This window comes from Latilactobacillus sakei subsp. sakei DSM 20017 = JCM 1157 (assembly GCF_002370355.1).
Classification (GTDB): Bacteria; Bacillota; Bacilli; order Lactobacillales; family Lactobacillaceae; genus Latilactobacillus; species Latilactobacillus sakei.
The window spans coordinates 797,486-814,479 of record NZ_AP017929.1 but is presented as its reverse complement, the minus strand read 5'-3'; the positions used below and the strand labels follow the sequence as shown (position 1 = coordinate 814,479).

Annotated in this window: 17 protein-coding genes; 4 read left to right on the top strand and 13 right to left on the bottom strand. The window is 41.0% G+C overall.

The genetic code is table 11. The features are described from left to right. Nucleotides 1-16: 16 nt before the first annotated feature. Nucleotides 17-1,072: a YdcF family protein gene (locus tag LEUCM_RS04075; protein ID WP_025015956.1), complete on the top strand. Its 1,056-nt coding sequence runs from the start codon at nt 17-19 to the stop codon at nt 1,070-1,072. Nucleotides 1,073-1,102: 30 nt separating this feature from the next. Here the strand turns inward: LEUCM_RS04075 and LEUCM_RS04070 are convergent, their stop codons facing one another. Next, nucleotides 1,103-1,834 carry a TerC family protein gene (locus tag LEUCM_RS04070; protein WP_011375329.1) on the bottom strand — a complete coding sequence of 244 codons (732 nt, stop codon included), beginning with the start codon at nt 1,832-1,834 and terminating at the stop codon, nt 1,103-1,105. 175 nt (nt 1,835-2,009) lie between these two features. On the opposite strand from LEUCM_RS04070, the gene mscL reads away from it, so the two are divergent. Next, nucleotides 2,010-2,408, top strand: a complete 399-nt coding sequence (gene mscL, locus LEUCM_RS04065) for a large conductance mechanosensitive channel protein MscL (protein ID WP_011375330.1) — start codon at nt 2,010-2,012, stop codon at nt 2,406-2,408. A 213-nt stretch (nt 2,409-2,621) separates the two neighbouring features. On the opposite strand, the gene LEUCM_RS04060 is transcribed toward mscL, so the two are convergent. From LEUCM_RS04060 to glmU, 4 genes are all read right to left on the bottom strand, one after another. Next, on the bottom strand, nt 2,622-3,452 hold the full coding sequence (locus LEUCM_RS04060) for a MurR/RpiR family transcriptional regulator (RefSeq protein ID WP_016265635.1): 831 nt from the start codon (nt 3,450-3,452) through the stop codon (nt 2,622-2,624). A gap of 75 nt (nt 3,453-3,527) precedes the next feature. Continuing rightward, nucleotides 3,528-4,223 carry an N-acetylmannosamine-6-phosphate 2-epimerase gene (locus LEUCM_RS04055; RefSeq protein ID WP_025015957.1) on the bottom strand — a complete coding sequence of 232 codons (696 nt, stop codon included), beginning with the start codon at nt 4,221-4,223 and terminating at the stop codon, nt 3,528-3,530. Between the two features lie 150 nt (nt 4,224-4,373). Further along, complete coding sequence (locus LEUCM_RS04050) at nt 4,374-5,345, bottom strand: ribose-phosphate diphosphokinase (RefSeq protein WP_011375338.1); 972 nt, start codon at nt 5,343-5,345, stop codon at nt 4,374-4,376. Nucleotides 5,346-6,181: 836 nt separating this feature from the next. Continuing rightward, nucleotides 6,182-7,570, bottom strand: coding sequence for a bifunctional UDP-N-acetylglucosamine diphosphorylase/glucosamine-1-phosphate N-acetyltransferase GlmU (glmU, locus tag LEUCM_RS04040; RefSeq protein ID WP_016265639.1), 1,389 nt, complete (start codon nt 7,568-7,570; stop codon nt 6,182-6,184). A 194-nt stretch (nt 7,571-7,764) separates the two neighbouring features. Here glmU and LEUCM_RS04035 point away from each other — a divergent pair, with 194 nt between their 5' ends. Then, nucleotides 7,765-8,322, top strand: a complete 558-nt coding sequence (locus LEUCM_RS04035; RefSeq protein WP_235803820.1) for a L,D-transpeptidase — start codon at nt 7,765-7,767, stop codon at nt 8,320-8,322. A 33-nt stretch (nt 8,323-8,355) separates the two neighbouring features. Beyond that, nucleotides 8,356-8,946, top strand: a complete 591-nt coding sequence (dhaS, locus tag LEUCM_RS04030) for a dihydroxyacetone kinase transcriptional activator DhaS (protein WP_016265641.1) — start codon at nt 8,356-8,358, stop codon at nt 8,944-8,946. A 24-nt stretch (nt 8,947-8,970) separates the two neighbouring features. Here dhaS and purR read toward each other — a convergent pair whose 3' ends face one another. The 8 genes from purR to metG all read right to left on the bottom strand — a co-directional run bounded on the left by purR (nt 8,971) and on the right by metG (nt 16,991). Further along, nucleotides 8,971-9,807 (bottom strand): pur operon repressor, encoded by an 837-nt coding sequence (gene purR / locus LEUCM_RS04025; RefSeq protein WP_025015959.1) that lies wholly within the window; start codon nt 9,805-9,807, stop codon nt 8,971-8,973. A gap of 212 nt (nt 9,808-10,019) precedes the next feature. Further along, the gene (ispE, locus tag LEUCM_RS04020) at nt 10,020-10,877 is read right to left on the bottom strand and encodes a 4-(cytidine 5'-diphospho)-2-C-methyl-D-erythritol kinase (protein ID WP_016265643.1); all 858 of its coding nucleotides are present in this window, start codon (nt 10,875-10,877) and stop codon (nt 10,020-10,022) included. A 251-nt stretch (nt 10,878-11,128) separates the two neighbouring features. Next, the gene (locus LEUCM_RS04015; RefSeq protein ID WP_082267688.1) at nt 11,129-11,569 is read right to left on the bottom strand and encodes a MarR family winged helix-turn-helix transcriptional regulator; all 441 of its coding nucleotides are present in this window, start codon (nt 11,567-11,569) and stop codon (nt 11,129-11,131) included. 210 nt (nt 11,570-11,779) lie between these two features. Further along, a complete protein-coding gene (locus LEUCM_RS04010) occupies nt 11,780-12,031 on the bottom strand; it encodes a Veg family protein (protein ID WP_011375346.1) in 252 nt (83 codons plus the stop codon). A gap of 83 nt (nt 12,032-12,114) precedes the next feature. Further along, on the bottom strand, nt 12,115-13,008 hold the full coding sequence (rsmA, locus tag LEUCM_RS04005) for a 16S rRNA (adenine(1518)-N(6)/adenine(1519)-N(6))-dimethyltransferase RsmA (RefSeq protein WP_016265644.1): 894 nt from the start codon (nt 13,006-13,008) through the stop codon (nt 12,115-12,117). 1 nt (nt 13,009) lies between these two features. Further along, entirely contained in the window at nt 13,010-13,579 is a 570-nt protein-coding gene (gene rnmV / locus LEUCM_RS04000) for a ribonuclease M5 (RefSeq protein ID WP_025015961.1), read from the bottom strand. Further along, nucleotides 13,576-14,352, bottom strand: a complete 777-nt coding sequence (locus LEUCM_RS03995) for a TatD family hydrolase (protein ID WP_025015962.1) — start codon at nt 14,350-14,352, stop codon at nt 13,576-13,578. Before LEUCM_RS03995 ends, rnmV begins: the two co-directional genes overlap by 4 nt. A 593-nt stretch (nt 14,353-14,945) precedes the next feature. Continuing rightward, nucleotides 14,946-16,991, bottom strand: coding sequence for a methionine--tRNA ligase (gene metG, locus LEUCM_RS03990; RefSeq protein ID WP_025015963.1), 2,046 nt, complete (start codon nt 16,989-16,991; stop codon nt 14,946-14,948). Between the last annotated feature and the right edge of the window lie 3 nt (nt 16,992-16,994).

The window sequence follows — 16,994 nt, the reverse complement described above, 5'->3', positions numbered from 1 at the left end:
CCTTTAGGAGTCACTTATGAACACCTTTATCGATCATTTTTACATCTTACCGCTGATCTTCTTAGCGCTGTTTGTCGGACTGCAACTGACTGAAAAGCGTCGGTTTATCAACGGGATTGTCTTTAATGGCTTTCTTGCCACGGCGGTTGGTGAACTGGCCATTCTCGTTTTTCAATCGGATAGTCGCAACGTTTATTATATTGCCCTCGCCGCAGCGATTGTCGCCTTTCTGATTATCTTGTTTTTCTACTTGTTTGGCTTCTTACTCTTTTTATGGAACGCCTACATCGTTTGGAAAAAAGAAAGCCACACACTTTCGAACATGCTGACCCTGTTTATCGGGTTAGGGTTAATTGCCCTCTTCTTCGTGCCTATGTTGGCCAACTTACTCCATGTGCCCGAAGATTTACGGATTTTCATCGGAACAATTAGCACCGTTTTTCTACTTTACATCCCGTTATTTTTCTATCTTTATCTTTCTTCACTGATTATCTATCTATTCAACCGACCACGGTATAATCAAGACTACATCATCGTTTTGGGTAGTGGCTTAATTGACGGACAGTACGTGCCACCACTGTTAGCCAGTCGGATTGAACGGGCAATGACCTTCTACCACCGCCAAGTCAAAAAAGGCCGTCCGGCACCGAAGCTCGTCTTCTCCGGCGGACAAGGTGGGGATGAAAAGCTCCCTGAATCAGTCGCCATGCAACGCTACGCAATCGACCATGGCATCCCTGTTGAACAGACGTTAACGGAAGAAAAATCCGTCAACACACTTCAAAACATGCAGTTTTCAAAGCAAATTATCGAAGCCGATACGGATAAAGATAAACCCCGAATTATCTTCTCAACGAACAACTACCACACTTTCCGTGCTGGACTATTCGCTAAACAAGCCCATCTCAAAGCTGATGGTATTGGCGCTAAGACGTCGAAATACTTCTTACCCAACGCAACCATCCGTGAATTCATCGCGATTCTCTCGATGAAACGCCATCAGTTATTATTTGTAACAATCTGCAGTTTACTATTTGCGATTCTAGCAGTCTTATTGAACCATCTTAATTAAAAAAAAGGACCGACAATTGTCGGTCCTTTTTTATGCTCGTTGTTTACGAATATAGTGAATCCCTAGCGTAATCAAGATTGTTCCGAAGACAATGCCCGCGAACACAAGATTGGGAATTTCAATATCAATCGCTGGAATTGATAAGAACAACTTCACCGCGATGAAGAGAATCAAGATATACGCCATCGGGTTTAATTCTGGAATCTTTTCCATCAAACGCGCAATAATCTGGGCAATCCCCCGCATACAGATAATCCCAATCATCCCACCAATCAAGACAATCACAGGGTTACTTGAAATCGCTAATGAGGCTAAAACTGAATCAATCGAGAAGACGATATCCATTAATTCAATTGAGATAACCGTCCGCCAGAAACGATGTGGGCTACTAATTTTAGAACCCGGTTTTTTAACTTGCTTAGGTTGTTTTTGTTTCCTGAAATAAGCATAGACTAAGTAAACTAAATAGAGCGAACCTGCGACTTTGATCTCCCATAAGTGGATCAAGAAAGTCCCAACACCAATAATGATAAAGCGGAATAGATAAGCGCCCCACAAACCATAAACTAGTGATTTTTCCTGTTCAATTTTTGTTGGTAAACTTTGGGTTTGTGCAGCTAACACAACCGCGTTATCGACTGATAGCAAGCATTCCATAATCACCAATGTTAAAATCAATAACCAATCTTCAGAAGAACGAATAACTGTTTGCCAGTTATTTAATTCAAAGAAAGGCTGGTACAATTGTACAATCCAATTCATACGATAGGCCTCAATTACTTTAATTTTTAACTCGTTCCTATCTTAACGATTTTTCATGAAAATAACAAATATTATCTCACTTTATTGTCAGCGACCATCCATTATTATTTATTCTCTGGGCAAAATACGGTATAATTTTCCTTGAAAACAATTAATAGTATGGAGGGATCGCTTTATGATTAAAGAATTTAAAGAATTTATTATGCGCGGCAACGTGCTAGACATGGCAGTCGGGGTTATTTTGGGGGCTGCACTTAAGAGTATCGTAGATTCATTAACTAAAAACTTAATCAATCCAATTATTTCATTATTCGTCGGTCAAGTGGATCTTTCAGGGATTGCTGTCACAATTCCGGGAACTAAGGCTGTTTTCCAAATTGGGAACTTCCTCAACGACGTGATTAACTTCTTGATCATCGCTATTATCGTCTTCCTAATCGTCAAAGGATTCAACAAACTTCGCGACATGGGCAAGAAGACAGAAGAAGAAGTTGCTGAAGAAGCAGCACCTACTCAAGAAGAACTATACTTGAAGGAAATCCGCGACTTGTTGGCAAACAAGGATCATCAATAAGCTATTATTCACACCATGAAATAAGGAGCTGGGACAAAAGTAATTTTGTCTTCAGCTCCTTTTTCGATATCCGAATATTGATGATATAAACGTGTTCTATAAGTCATATTCTTCCGGTTAACCCTGAATGTCAAACGATTGCTTACAGCAATCATTCGCCATTCTGTGTTAATCCTCGGGATATCCCGACTTATGGCACACGCCCTTTTTTAATTACTTTTTAAGTTTGTGGTGCATAATCGTATCCACTGTTTGCTTCATTCGCCAATTGTATTGCTCATCTTCTAAAAGTAACATCGCCAAAATATCGATAACATAGGTCAGCGCAAATTGTGAGTTCACAAACCGCGCACTGGCAAAGCCAATGCTATCTTCAACAAACAACGTCAAGTCACTCGCAGCTGCCAATGGACTATCAGTCCCACTGGTAATTGCGGCCGTTTTAGCACCATTTTCCCGCGCATTTTGGACCGCTTGATTGACCTCTTCCGTATTACCAGAATTTGATAGACCAATCACTAAATCCGTTTTGTTAATAATCCGAGAGGTCATCAACATCATATGACTTTCAGTCACAACAGTCGCTTGAATGCCCATTCGGGTTAATCGCTGCCCAAACTCCGCGGCCGTATAGCCTGAACTACCCAAACCATAGATAAAAAGCTGCTGGCTGGTTTTGATCCAACTAACCAACTGATCAAGGTCCGCTTGTTTAATCCGTGCCTGTGTCTTAGTGATGACATCTTGGTAGAATTGATAAATTTCAACGGACGTTTGCGATTCATGATCAACCTGTCCTTGAACCCCCGTCATCGTTGGTTGGGGGCCCTCGCTAAATTGCAATTTAAAATCGACGAAGTTTTGACAGCCAATCTTACGAACAAACCGCGAAATGGTTGAATTACTAACTTGCAGTTCAGCGGCTAGTTCATCAATCCCAATCCGCTGAATGCTCGCCCCTTTTTGAATCACCGCTAGGGCCACCTTCTGTTCTTGTGGCGATAAAAAAGAATATTGTTGTTTGATATGCTCGATAATTGCCATTGTAACTCCTTTAAAAACCGAGATCTGTCTTCTCTTTATTATAGAAGACCACGCGGCTTTTAGAAAGACCGGCGCTTATTTAACTTGAATCGCGTCGACATAATGCTTAGCAATCAACTGCGGACGTGTGATACTTGAACCCACGACAACGCTATGGCAACCGAGTTTAAGAACGGCGGCCGCTTTCTCTGGAGAATCAATTTTACCTTCCGCAATCACTGGTACTTTAGATAACGCCAAGACCTTTTTCAAGTAGTCAAAATCATTATCAGCAATATTACAGCCTACCGTTGCTGGTGTATAACCATACATCGTTGTCCCAACAAGATCAAATCCTAGTCGGTTAGATTCCTCCACATCTGCCAGGCTCGCTGTATCAGCCATCAATAATGTTTCGGGATACTCAGCACGCATCGTGGCAACAATTGTCTCTAACTGCTCGCCATTGGGGCGTGGGCGGCCTGTGACATCGCAGGCCACAACCGCTGCGCCAGTCGCTGCGATTCCTCGCATTTCTTTGAGCGTTGGTGTGATATAGATTGGTGCATCCGGGTAATCGACTTTATCTAAAGCAATCACAGGAAGTGGCACGGTATCCATAATGGCCTGCACATCTACAACAGAATTCGCCCGAATGGCACTGGCACCCGCTTCATATGCCGCCTTTGCCATCCGCGCCATGATAAATGAACTATGAAGTGGTTCATCCGCTAATGCCTGACATGAGATAATGAGTTGTCCTTTAGTCGTTTCTAAGAAATGATTTGCCATTATACTTGCCCTCTTTTTATTAAGATTACGCTTACAGATAGCATACGACGCGCCTTCATTTTCAGCAATCACTACTGTTGGAAATCTTTTTCAGGTGGACAAAAAAAGAAGCCACCACATAAAATGCGGCGACTTCCGATTAATTTCTGATTAACGTTTAAATCTATTTTCGAACAATGGACTAACTGGTTTGTTTTCATGGATTCGTTTGATCGCATCCCCGATTAGTGGGCCGACTGAAACTTGAACCATCTTATCAATTAGTTTTTCTTTTGGAAGGTCGATTGAATCTGTAACAATCATTTGCTTGATAACTGAATCTTCAATACGTTGGATAGCAGGACCTGATAAAACAGGGTGTGTACAACAAGCAAAGACTTCAGTAGCACCGGCATCTTTTAAAGCTTGTGCTGCTAATGTAATTGTACCAGCAGTATCAATCATATCATCGATAATGATTGCGCGTTTACCATTAACGTTACCAATAATGTTCATGACTTCTGAAACATTAGGTCTTGGACGACGTTTGTCGATAATTGCGATTGGTGTCTTCAAGAAGTCAGCCAATTTACGAGCACGTGTCACACCACCATGATCAGGTGAAACAACAACGGCGTTTTCTGCTAAGTCGTTGCTTAAGAAGTAATCAGCTAATAATGGTGCACCCATTAAGTGATCAACTGGAATATCGAAGAAGCCTTGGATCTGTACGGCATGTAAGTCTAATGCTAAAATACGGTCAGCGCCAGCCATCGTTAACATGTTTGCTACTAATTTAGCAGTAATTGGTTCACGTGAGCGGGCCTTGCGATCTTGACGTGCGTAACCATAGTAAGGTAACACAACGTTGATTGTTTTAGCAGATGCACGACGTAATGCATCAATCATAATCAAGATTTCCATCAAGTTATCATTAACTGGTGCAGATGTTGATTGAATTAAGAAAATTTCGTCACCACGAATACTTTCTTCAATATTGATCTGAATTTCACCATCACTAAAACGTTTAACAGAAGATTTTCCTAAAGGAACCCCAACTTCAGCTGCGATTTTCTCAGCTAAGGGCTTATTAGAGTTCAAAGCAAAGATTTTCAACTTAGGGTCGAAATATTGTTCAGACATGTCAGCCTCCAAAAATTTAAGTAAGTACCTATTTAAATTCTAGGCATTTTCGCAATGAAAATCAAGATTAAAACCTAAAAAAGATTTTAATTTACGCTAAGTAAGCGCTGTTCATTAGAAATGCAAGAGAGAATTAAATGTTAATAGCTATAACCATCGAACCTCCCGTTTAGTATACCGTTAAATTCGAAAAAATGCTTGATTATTTTTGGTTGTGAATCCAATTGTCATTTAATGCGTGACAAGGTACACTAATTGAAAAAGGAGATTTCTATGACGCGACTTAAATATGCTATTTTTAATAATCTTTATCTTTTAATTCTGGTAATTATGATTACTACCGATCGCTTATTCCATCTCAGCATGCCCTATTTCATTTTGGGTCTCATTTTATTCGTTGCAGTCTTGATTTATCAGTACCGTTTTTTCTACCCCAGCCACCCAAATTACAATCCTAAAAATTATCGGATCACAAAATTGGGATGGGCAATCACTGCGATAGGATGTCTAATCATACTCCTGCTAATCTTCTTTTTAAGTGGCTCAATTTGGTTATGGCCCGCTTTTCTAATCACCTGCTTAATGCGCGATTATTTCTCAATTTTAAAATAACGACAAACATAAAAAAATCGTCCGTAATCTCAGAAATAAGATTACGGACGATTTTTATTTCAAGACGTGCTTTACAACACTAATCGTCACAAACACGCTCTAACCTGAAATGTGCTTCTTGTCACAGTAATTTCCGCTTAATCTAAAAATAGTGTTAATCCTAAACCCTGGATTAATACTATTTTTTAATTAATGCTCAATTACTAACCGCGACAGACAGCACTCTATTGCCATTCTTCGTCTTTTGCGACTGGCAATTTAGCCCAGTAGTTTTCTTTATTTGTTTGACGTGCACGGGCGATGGCCATTGCTTTTTCTGGGACATCGTCTGTGATTGTTGAACCAGCTGCGATGAATGTGTGATCAGCAATTTCAACTGGGGCCACGATGTTTGAGTTGCTGCCGATGAAGACGTGGCTACCAACGTTTGCATGGTGTTTAGCCACACCGTCGTAGTTAACAAAGACAACGCCACAGCCAACATTAATGTCAGTCCCCAGGGTTGCATCGCCAACATAACTTAAGTGACCAATCTTCGTGCGGTCGCCAATTTTAGCGTTTTTCACTTCACAGAAGTTCCCAACATGTACATCCACACCGATTTCAGCGTTAGGACGCAAGTGGCTGTTAGGACCAATATTTGAGCCTGTATGCATGATTGCTGATTCAATGGTTGAACTTGTGATTTGAATATTATCTTCGATTGTTGAATCAACAATTGTTGAGCCAGCACCGACGAAACAATCTGAACCGATCGTTGTGTTGCCTTTTAAGACAACATTAGGTTCAATAATTGTATCGTTGCCAATTTTAACACCGACTTCGATATAAGTGCTTTCTGGATCAATCAATGTGACACCATTTCGCATATGCGCTGTGTTAATGCGTTGACGCATCACTTTGGTAGCTTGTGATAGGGCAACGCGGTCATTAACCCCCATTGATTCTTCGAAGTTTGGCATCTTGTAAGCTGCTACAATTTCGCCCTTCTTCTTCAAGATTTCAACCACATCTGTGAGGTAGTATTCACCTTGGGCATTTTCATTTGTGACTTCATGAAGTGCTTGGAAAAGTGTCTTGTTGTCGAAACAGTAAACACCTGTGTTAATTTCATTAACAGCAGCTTCTTTATCATTTGTATCTTTTTGTTCAACGATTTTTTCAACGATGCCAATATCGTTACGAATAATCCGGCCGTAGCCAGTTGGATCTGGTGCTGTGGCCGTCAAAATAGTTGCTTTAGCGCCCTTGTCATGATGGTAAGCAAATAGCTTTTCAAAAGTGCCAGCTGTTAATAATGGTGTATCACCACTGACCACAATTGTAATACCATCTTGGTCTTTCAATAAATCTTCAGCTTGTAAAACAGCGTGGCCTGTTCCTAGTTGTTCTGCTTGTAGGGCATATTGTGAACGATCACCTAAATAATCTTTCACCTTTTCTGCGCCATGTCCCACAATTGTGACAACTGTTGCAGGTGCTGTTTTTTCGACTTCGGTTAACACGTGGTCCACCATTGGTCGACCGCAAACTTCGTGCAATACCTTGTATAATTTTGACTTCATGCGAGTACCTTTACCCGCTGCTAAAATAATTGCATTTTTATTGACCATCTTAAGCTCCTAATATTCGTGATTACTGGTCTATTTTAGCTTAATCAAGCGATTACCGCAAGCTATCCCTATTTGAAATTGCTCTATGATTCCCGTATAATGATGTTAATTCAGACCGATTGGAGCATTAAAATGAAAAAAAACCTTCACGTCTTTGGTTAACTCTCGGTGGCCTGTTAATCTTATTATTAGTGGTGCTTGGTATTAATTGGTCTACCTCACATCACCAACCGGCTAAACCAACTGCGAGTGTTACTCATTCACAAACAGCACACGTGAAACAAACAACTAAAAAGCAAACTTCTAAAAAAACGCTTGATTGGCACGCCCCTTCTGAAAAGAAACCCTATCCAGATGTTAAGAAATACGCACATTTTTGGATTGATGTTTCAATCAAGAAGCACCGCGTCTACTTAATGGACGATGAAAAGCGGCTCTATACCATGCGTGCTTCAACCGGCACGAGCGATTCTCCTACACCTAAAGGTACTTTCCATATTCAAGAAGAACACGGTGAAGCCTTCTTTAATGGCAATTCTGGTGAAGGGGCTAAATACTGGCGGTCATTTTTAGATCACGGTGTCTACCTTTTCCACAGTGTCCCAACCGATAAAGCAGGGAATTTTCTCCCCGATGAAGCGCAAAAATTAGGCGAAACATCCAATTCTCACGGCTGTATTCGGCTATCGGTCGCTGATGCGAAGTGGTTTTATCAAGCAATCCCAGTCAATACCAAAGTCGTCATTCACTAATGGGCGACTTTTTTTGTAGAAAGAGGCGTTTTGATGTCAGTTACGATTCAAAAAAAGATTGCCACAGCGTTTAAGGCGCTTATGGTTGATACCCCATTTAAGCAAATTAGCGTGACGCTCATTATGACCACGGCTGGCATTCGCCGCCAAACCTTTTATGATTATTTTCCTGATAAATATGCCTTGCTAACTTGGATTTACGATCAAGAAATCGGCGAATACGTTGCTGATCACCTGACTTACCCTCACTGGACCATTATTTTAGAACAACTACTGACTTATTTTGAAGACAACCGCACGTTCTATCAAAATGCGATTACAATTAATGGTCAAAACTCATTTGAAACCCACTTTAACCATCATCTACGGCAACTCGTTCAAATTATTATCAACGATTTGACGCAGCTACACCATTTAACGTTATCCCCAACTTATCAACAATTTCTACTTGATTACCTCTCAGGTGCGATTGTTGCCTATACCGCCAGTTGGTTACGCACAGATCAGCCACAATCAATCCAACAAGTTAGTGCCGCCTTACAAATCACACTAACCGATACCATCAATGGCCTCTTATTACGTACTGGCCACCTCGATACAAAAAAAGAGTATGAAGTCGGCTAATAGCCGTTTCATACTCTTTTTAGTTTAAGAAAGTTGTTCTGCATTCTTCGTTAAATAGTTACCAGCGCTAACACTGAGCGCCTTGTTTTCAATATCCACTTTATCAACCTTCAAAATTGATGTGTAATCTTCAACCATGCGATTACCTTCAAAGACAGATTCAGCAAATACGGAAATGCCAACCATTTCAGAATCGAATTCTTCAATTAAGCTCTTCATCCCGTTGACTGTGCCGCCGCCTTTCATGAAGTCATCGACAATTAGGACTTTTGAGTTTTCTGGTAAACTTCGTTTTGAAAGTTCCATCTTTTCGATTCGTGCTGATGAACCAGAAACGTAGTTCACGCTAACCGTTGAGCCTTCAGTAATCTTAGAGTCCCGACGCACGATAACAAATGGGACGTTTAAGAACATCGCAACGCTTTGGGCGATTGGAATCCCTTTTGTAGCCACTGTCATCACCGCTGTCACTTCTTTGCCAACGTATTGGTTAGCAATTAACCGACCAACTTGGCGAAGAACTTCTGGACGACCTAATAAATCTGATAAATAGACATAGCCCCCTGGCAACAGACGATCGTTTTCAGAAAGACGTTCGGCCATTTCAGCGATAAATCCTTCTGCTTCAGCTTGTTTAATCATTGGCATGTAACGAACACCACCAGCAGCGCCGGGAACTGTTTCTAAAATCCCCGTCCCGCGATTGAAAAAGGTCCGTTTGACGATTGATAAATCTTCACTGATAGATGATTTAGCTGATTCGTAACGATTTGAAAAGAACGTCAATGGAATTAATGTATGTGGTCTTTCCAACAAGTACCGGGTCATATCAATTAAGCGATCACTTCTTCTAACTTTCATTATACTTACTCCCTTTAAAATAATAATTTCTTCCGATAAAACTATCCGCTTTCCAATTATATAGATTTTATTCGCTAAATCCTAGTCTTTTTTTAGAAAAGTTCATTATTGTTCGTTTTTTTATCATTTGTCTTTTTAACCGCTTACCACCAATAGTATTAAAAAAATCGCCCACCACTAGCTATAGGGGGACGAATTGTCTTTAATGATTTTTATTTTTTTAATGGTTGTACTAGATAAACTTCACGACAAAATCCGGACATACTGTTATAAATGCGTTGCGCGCGTGAGTACTGGCGACAAATGCCAAAAACAGTTGGACCACTACCGCTCATCTGCGCTTTTTCCGCACCAAATGCGGTTAAGCGTTGCATTAAATAATCAATTTGCGGATAGCGTTGATTGGTAATCGGCGTTAAGACATTAGCCATTGCGGCTGTCATTTGCTGTGCATCTTGTTGCTGGATCCCCGCTAAGAGTCGATCGGTTTGGGGCCGATCAGTAATCTGATCGCAATTCAAGGCGTGTAAGATGCGCGGTGTTGAGACACTTACTTCAGGTTTAACAACGACCATCCAAAAGTTAGGTAAATCCCCCAACGGTTGGATTTGATCGCCTTTACCCGTTACTAGTGCGGTCTCACTATAAACACAATATGGCACGTCTGAATCAATTGATAAACCGATATGCGCGAGCTCCGCTTTGGTGAGGCCTAAGTGCCACAGTTGATTTAAACCGCGTAAAACTGCAGCGGCATCCGAACTGCCACCACCTAACCCGGCTGCCACGGGAATATGTTTATCGATTTCAATAATCGCACCCGTTTTAATATCAAAACGATGCCGTAATAATTGCGCCGCCTGATACGCTAAGTTCCGTTTGTCCTCCGGTAAATATCCCTTAGAGGTTCTAACCTCAATTTGAGGTGAGTCTTGCAATGTGATTTGGACATAATCCGCCAGATCGATTGACGTCATTATCATCTGCCATTCGAATTCCCCATCAGTATGCTGATAAAGTGCATCTAAACTTAAATTAATCTTCGCAGGTGCCTTTTCAATCAATTGCATATCGTCTCACCATCCACCAACATTCAATTGTTTCATTATACTCATTTATGAACTAAAAACCAAGAGTGCTGTACTAAGCGGGGATACTTCTGAAGCTTAGTGAAATCAGACGAATAAGCGACAAAGTCGATTGTTTGGCTGACAATACTAACTGGAAGAAGTTGCTTAGTACGGCACGTTTCAATTCAAGAGTGCTGTACCACAGAGCCTTCACATAAAAAAGGTCAAGCCTCTCAACTTGACCCACTCTTTTAATTTTCTTCCGCCATGACTTTTTGTCTGAACTCATTCATTAAAAATAACATCTGTTTGGCATTTTCTTTGCCAAAGGCCATCATCCACGATGAAAAACGTTCCTGAACCTTCGGTAATAACTCACTCACTGTTTGTTGACCACTTGGTGTCAGATTTAAAATTAACCGTCTGCGATCACTTGGGTCAGTTGATTGCGAAATATAGTCCAACTTCAAAAGGACCCGAATTTGACGTGAAATCACCCCTCGTGTTACACCACGCTTCTTAGCAATATCAATTAAACTAACCGAGCTATCTTCCGCAATCTCCTTCATAATCAGAAATTGTTCGAAAGATAGCTTGTAAGCCTTAGTTGGTTGCGACACGAGGTCTTCAACATACTTAATGGCAGACATATAAATCTCAACATACTCATCCAATAATTGACTATCTTCCACAATTATTCCCACCCTTGTTCACTTTATTTAACTGTAACATAAATCCGCATAATTGACTATTGACACTATTGACAATCGACAAGTAACGGCTGTTCATAAATTAGTATATGCCATATACAATATCGTGATACGCGCCAAATGTCAACAACAAAAAAGGGCCTCAGACAATCATCCATGTCTCAGTCCCTGCTCGTATTCTTATTCTAAAAACTAAAGTACAATTGGTTCTTCATCAAATTCAATCGCAATCGATTTAGTTAACAAATCAGCATAGCTATATGAAACACGTTCGAACGCATTTTCATCTTGATCCAAATCAACTACAAAAACGGCAGGAAAGGTTTCTCTTAAGATTCCTTTTCGCTTTGTTACTTTCTTGCGCCCAGCTTGAGCGACAACCATTAACTTGTCTCCGATATGCCCATCGAGACCGTTCTTAATATTGGCAAGTGTGGTTGGCATATGCTTCACCTCTTCGAGCAATAGTATAGCATATAAACTGAAAAATTGCAATTATACCATTGTCATCTAGATTTGGCAATTACTTATCCCCTTTTTTTAGCAAAAACTGGTTGTTCGTTCAAGCAATCACTCAATTGTGCGAATTGTTGAATACTCAACTGTTCCGCACGGGTACTTGGGGCAATGTCAGCTTGATCCAATGCAGCGACTAAACCAGCTTTGACTTCTTCTTGTTTTCCAAATTGGTTTTGTAAATTATTCCAGAGTGTTTTACGACGTTGCGCAAAAGCACCGCGAACTAATTGATCAAATAATTGTTGGTTTTGAACAGTGACCAAGGGTTCTTGACGTCCCACAAATTCAACAATCGCTGAATCGACGTTGGGTTGGGGCACAAAGGCTGTCTTAGGAACAATGAAGGCTAATTTAACTTCAGAGTGCAATTGAACAGCGATACTCAATGAACCATAAGCTTTTGAACCAGGGGCAGCATCGATTCGTTCTGCGACTTCTTTTTGCATCATCAAGACCATGCGATCGATTGGTAAACCGGCTTCCAATAAATGTAACATGATTGGTGTTGTGATGTAATAAGGTAAGTTAGCGACAATTTTAAGGTTGTGTTGGCCATCAAAATGCTTGGCAATCAAGGTTGGCAAGTCAGCTTCCAAGATATCTTGGTTTAAAACCGTCACATTATGATAATGATTTAACGTATCCTTTAAAACTGGAATTAAGCGATCATCAATTTCAAAACTCAAAACTTGATGGGCTTTTCTAGCAATTTGCTCCGTTAAAGAACCAATCCCGGGGCCAATTTCGATAACATCATCATCTTTAGTAATCTCACCCGCTTCAACGATTTGTTTTAAAATCGTAATGTTGGTTAAGAAGTTTTGACCTAAACTCTTTTTAAATTTAAAACCGTACCGTTTAAGGATTTTTCTCGTACGCTCTGGGTTTGCAATGTCTTCCATGTTAGTCTCCTAATTCTTCGTTAATTTGTCTTAGTGCTGCGCCAAATTCGGCTTGGCTCACCTGGAACATTTTAAGGCGCTTATACAGTTGTTTACTATTTGTGTAACCAATATGCAAGACTTCCCCTAAACGTTCACGACGGGCCTTGGCAGACGGACCAGCAATCAAGCCGGCCACCAATAAATCAGACTGACTAATTTGTTCGACTGCATCTTCATCTTGCGTCAATAGATTTTCGAGTGCTTGTTTAATCGCCGCGGGTTTAGCATGTTCAATCCCTAAGCTACCACCCATTTTTTCTGGTTTAGCTTCTGAACGGGGTAAAAAGGCATGTTCAACACCCGGCACATTTTGTGAAATAATCTTACGGATTTTTTCACCATGAAAATCGGGATCGGTGAAGACAATCACGCCGCGTTTTTCTTGGGCTAACGCAATTTTTTCAACAATTTCATCATTAATTGCGGAACCGCGGGTTTCAATTGTATCGACATCCGGGAATACTTCTCTTAATCGTTTGGTATCATCGCGGCCTTCAACAACGATGACTTCTTGAATCGTTTTTTTCATATTGCTCCTAACTTAAAAATACGGTGCGCATTTGCATACGTCGCTGCCGCAATTTCTTCTGGTGCGACCTCTCTCAACTTGGCAATTGCTTCAACCACATAGCGCGTATAGCCTGGTTGATTTTGCTTACCACGATAAGGCGTGGGTGTTAAATAAGGTGCATCTGTTTCGACTAACATCACATCTAACGGGCATAGTTTGGCTGCTTCATGTACCTCATGGGCATTCTTGAAACTAACTACCCCACTAAATGAGATTTGCATACCAAGATCCATAAACCGTTTCAGCCATTCAGAATCGCCGTTAAAACTGTGGATAATGCCACCACAATCACGGACATCTGTTTCTTTTAAAATCTTGTAGGTATCTTCCAAAGCATCCCGCGTATGCACTGAAATTGGCATATGGAGGGACTTGGCGATTTCAATTTGGCGTTCAAAAACAGTTCGTTGCACGTCTCTTGGTGACGTGTCCCAGTGATAGTCCAAGCCGATTTCGCCTAGCGCAACTACTTCTGGTAATTGTAATTGTTCAATTAATTGTGCTTCTTGGACCTTCGTATAATCCTTTGCTGATTCTGGATGCCAGCCAATAATAGCCGATAACGCTTTGTATTGTTGTGCTAAACGTAGCGCACCGTCATTTAAGACCGTATCAGAACCCACAATTGCCATCTCCGTAACCCCCAGGTCAGCGGCCTGTTGGATAAAGTCGGCTTCTTGACCAGCATATGGCGTATCGTTTAAATGCGTATGTGAATCAAATATCTGCATTTTAATCTCCTTTTAGGATGCTAATTTTTACAGCCAAAACGTGCTTTTTCAGGCATATTGTTGCGGTTAGCTACGTCTCGCAAACAATCGACTGCGTCGTTTATTCACGCGACTAGGCTAATCTACCACAATATAACCGCCTGAAACGCACTCTTGATTTAAACGTGCTTTTTGAAACTGCTTTCTGCGCCTTGCCAAATCAGTCAAATCACCGACTCTGTCGGTAATTCACCTGATTAAGCAAGTACTCAAAAGCAACCCGTTAATGACGCACTCTTATTTTAAACGTGCTTTTTGAAACTGACTTCTGCGCTTAGCGTCACTCGTCAAACAACTGCTTACAGCAGTTATTCGCCGAGCTATGCTAATGCTCAAAATCAAACCGTTTCAAACGCACTCTAAACGTGCTCTGTAACCCATATCCTTCCGGTTAACCCTGAGCGCCAAACAATCGCCATGCGATTATTCGTCCCTCTGTGTTAATCCTCAGGATATAACCAGGGTTACGACGCACTCTTTTCCATAACAAAGGGCTAAAAGACCTACAGCGTGTAAATGTCTTTTAGCCCTTTTGACGTTTCTGTTATTTTAAATTAACCAATTTGTGAACCATTCACTAAGTTGCTAGGCACAACTACCAATTCAACATCTGAACCGTGTTCTGCTGAAAGCAACATGCCTTGGCTTAATTCGCCACGTAATTTACGTGGTTTTAAGTTAGTAACGGCTAAGACTTTCTTGCCGACTAATTTTTCAAAATCTGGGTAGAATTCTGCAATCCCTGAGATGATTTGGCGATCACCTTGATCACCGGCATCTAGTCGGAATTTCAAGAGTTTATCAGCGCCTTCCACCTTAGAAACAGCTTTGATTTCAGCAACCCGAATTTCTGATTGATCGAAATCTTCAAATTTAATCGCATCTTTTTCACTGACTAATTCAGTGGCCTTAGGATCAAAGTCTGCGACTTCTTCTGCAGCAGCTTGTTTAGCTTTCACTTTTTCGTTCACCAAACCAGCTTTTTGAGCAGCCATCATTTGTTCCTTGATATAAGCCACTTCTTCGTCTAAATCAAGACGAGGGAAGATTGGTGTGCCTTTAGCGATTACTTTAACAGCTTCTGGGAAGTTACCGTAAACCATTTCGCGTTGTGCTTCTTGATCAAAATCAAGGCCTAATTGCGCGAACATTTCACGTGGGGCATGTGTCATGACTGGTTGTAATAAGAGCGCCACAATCCGTAAGCTTTCTGCTAAGTGTGCTAAGACGCTATCAAGTTCAGCCTTGCGACTGTCATCTTTGGCTAAAACCCATGGTTCTGTTTCGTCGATATATTTATTAGCACGACTGATTAATTGCCAGATTGTATCAAGCGCATCTGAGAATTTCAATTGATCCATTAAAGTTGAATATTGGGCAATTGTTTGCGTTGCCGTTGCTTGTAAGTCAGCATCAAAAGCTGTGACGTCAGCTTGATAACTTGGCACGTGACCATCATCGTATTTGTTGATCATTGCGACTGTCCGGTTTAAGAGGTTCCCTAAATCATTGGCTAGGTCGTAATTGATCCGGCTGACGAAATCTTCTGGTGTGAAGACGCCATCGTTACCAAATGGAATGGCACGCATTAAGTAATAACGAAGCGCATCTAAGCCGTAACGTTCAACTAACATTTCAGGGTAAACAACGTTCCCCTTAGATTTAGACATCTTACCGTCTTTCATCAATAACCAACCGTGACCAAAGATTTGTTTTGGTAATGGCAAATCAAGGGCCATCAAGAAGATTGGCCAGTAAATCGCATGGAAACGCACGATTTCTTTACCCACCAAGTGAACATCAGCTGGCCAGTATTTGTTGAATAATTGATCGTCATCTGAACCATAACCAAGGGCTGTGATGTAGTTTGATAAAGCATCTAACCAAACGTAAACAACGTGTTTGGGATTACCTGTGACATGAATTCCCCAATCAAATGAGATCCGTGAAACTGATAAGTCTTCCAAACCAGGTTTGATGAAGTTGTTGATCATTTCGTTTTTACGTGATGATGGTTCGATAAAATCAGCGTGTTCTTCATAGTATGCTAATAAACGATCGGCATACTTGCTCATCTTGAACTTATAAGTTTCTTCGGCAACGCGTTGGACTTCGTGACCTGAAGGGGCCTTACCACCGATGACCTTACCGTTTTCGTCTTTATAGACTTCCGTTAATTGTGATTCCGTGAAGTATTCTTCATCAGAAACAGAATACCAACCTTCGTATTGGCCAAGATAGATATCACCTTGTTCAACTAACCGATCAAAAATCTTTTGAACGGCTTTCACATGGTAATCGTCTGTTGTGCGGATAAATTTATCGTTTGAAATTTCAAGCGTCTTCCATAATGCTTGAATTTCTTCAGCCATCCCGTCCACGTAAGCTTGTGGGGCTAGATTTTTTTCAGCTGCTTTTTGTTCGAGTTTCAAACCATGTTCGTCAGTCCCTGTTAAGAAGAAGACATCAAAACCCATCAAGCGTTTGTAACGTGCAATCACGTCCGCTGCGATGGTCGTGTATGAGTTCCCGATTGTTAATTTACCAGAAGGATAATAGATGGGGGTTGTTACGTAAAAAGTTGGTTTCTTGTCTGCCATTTG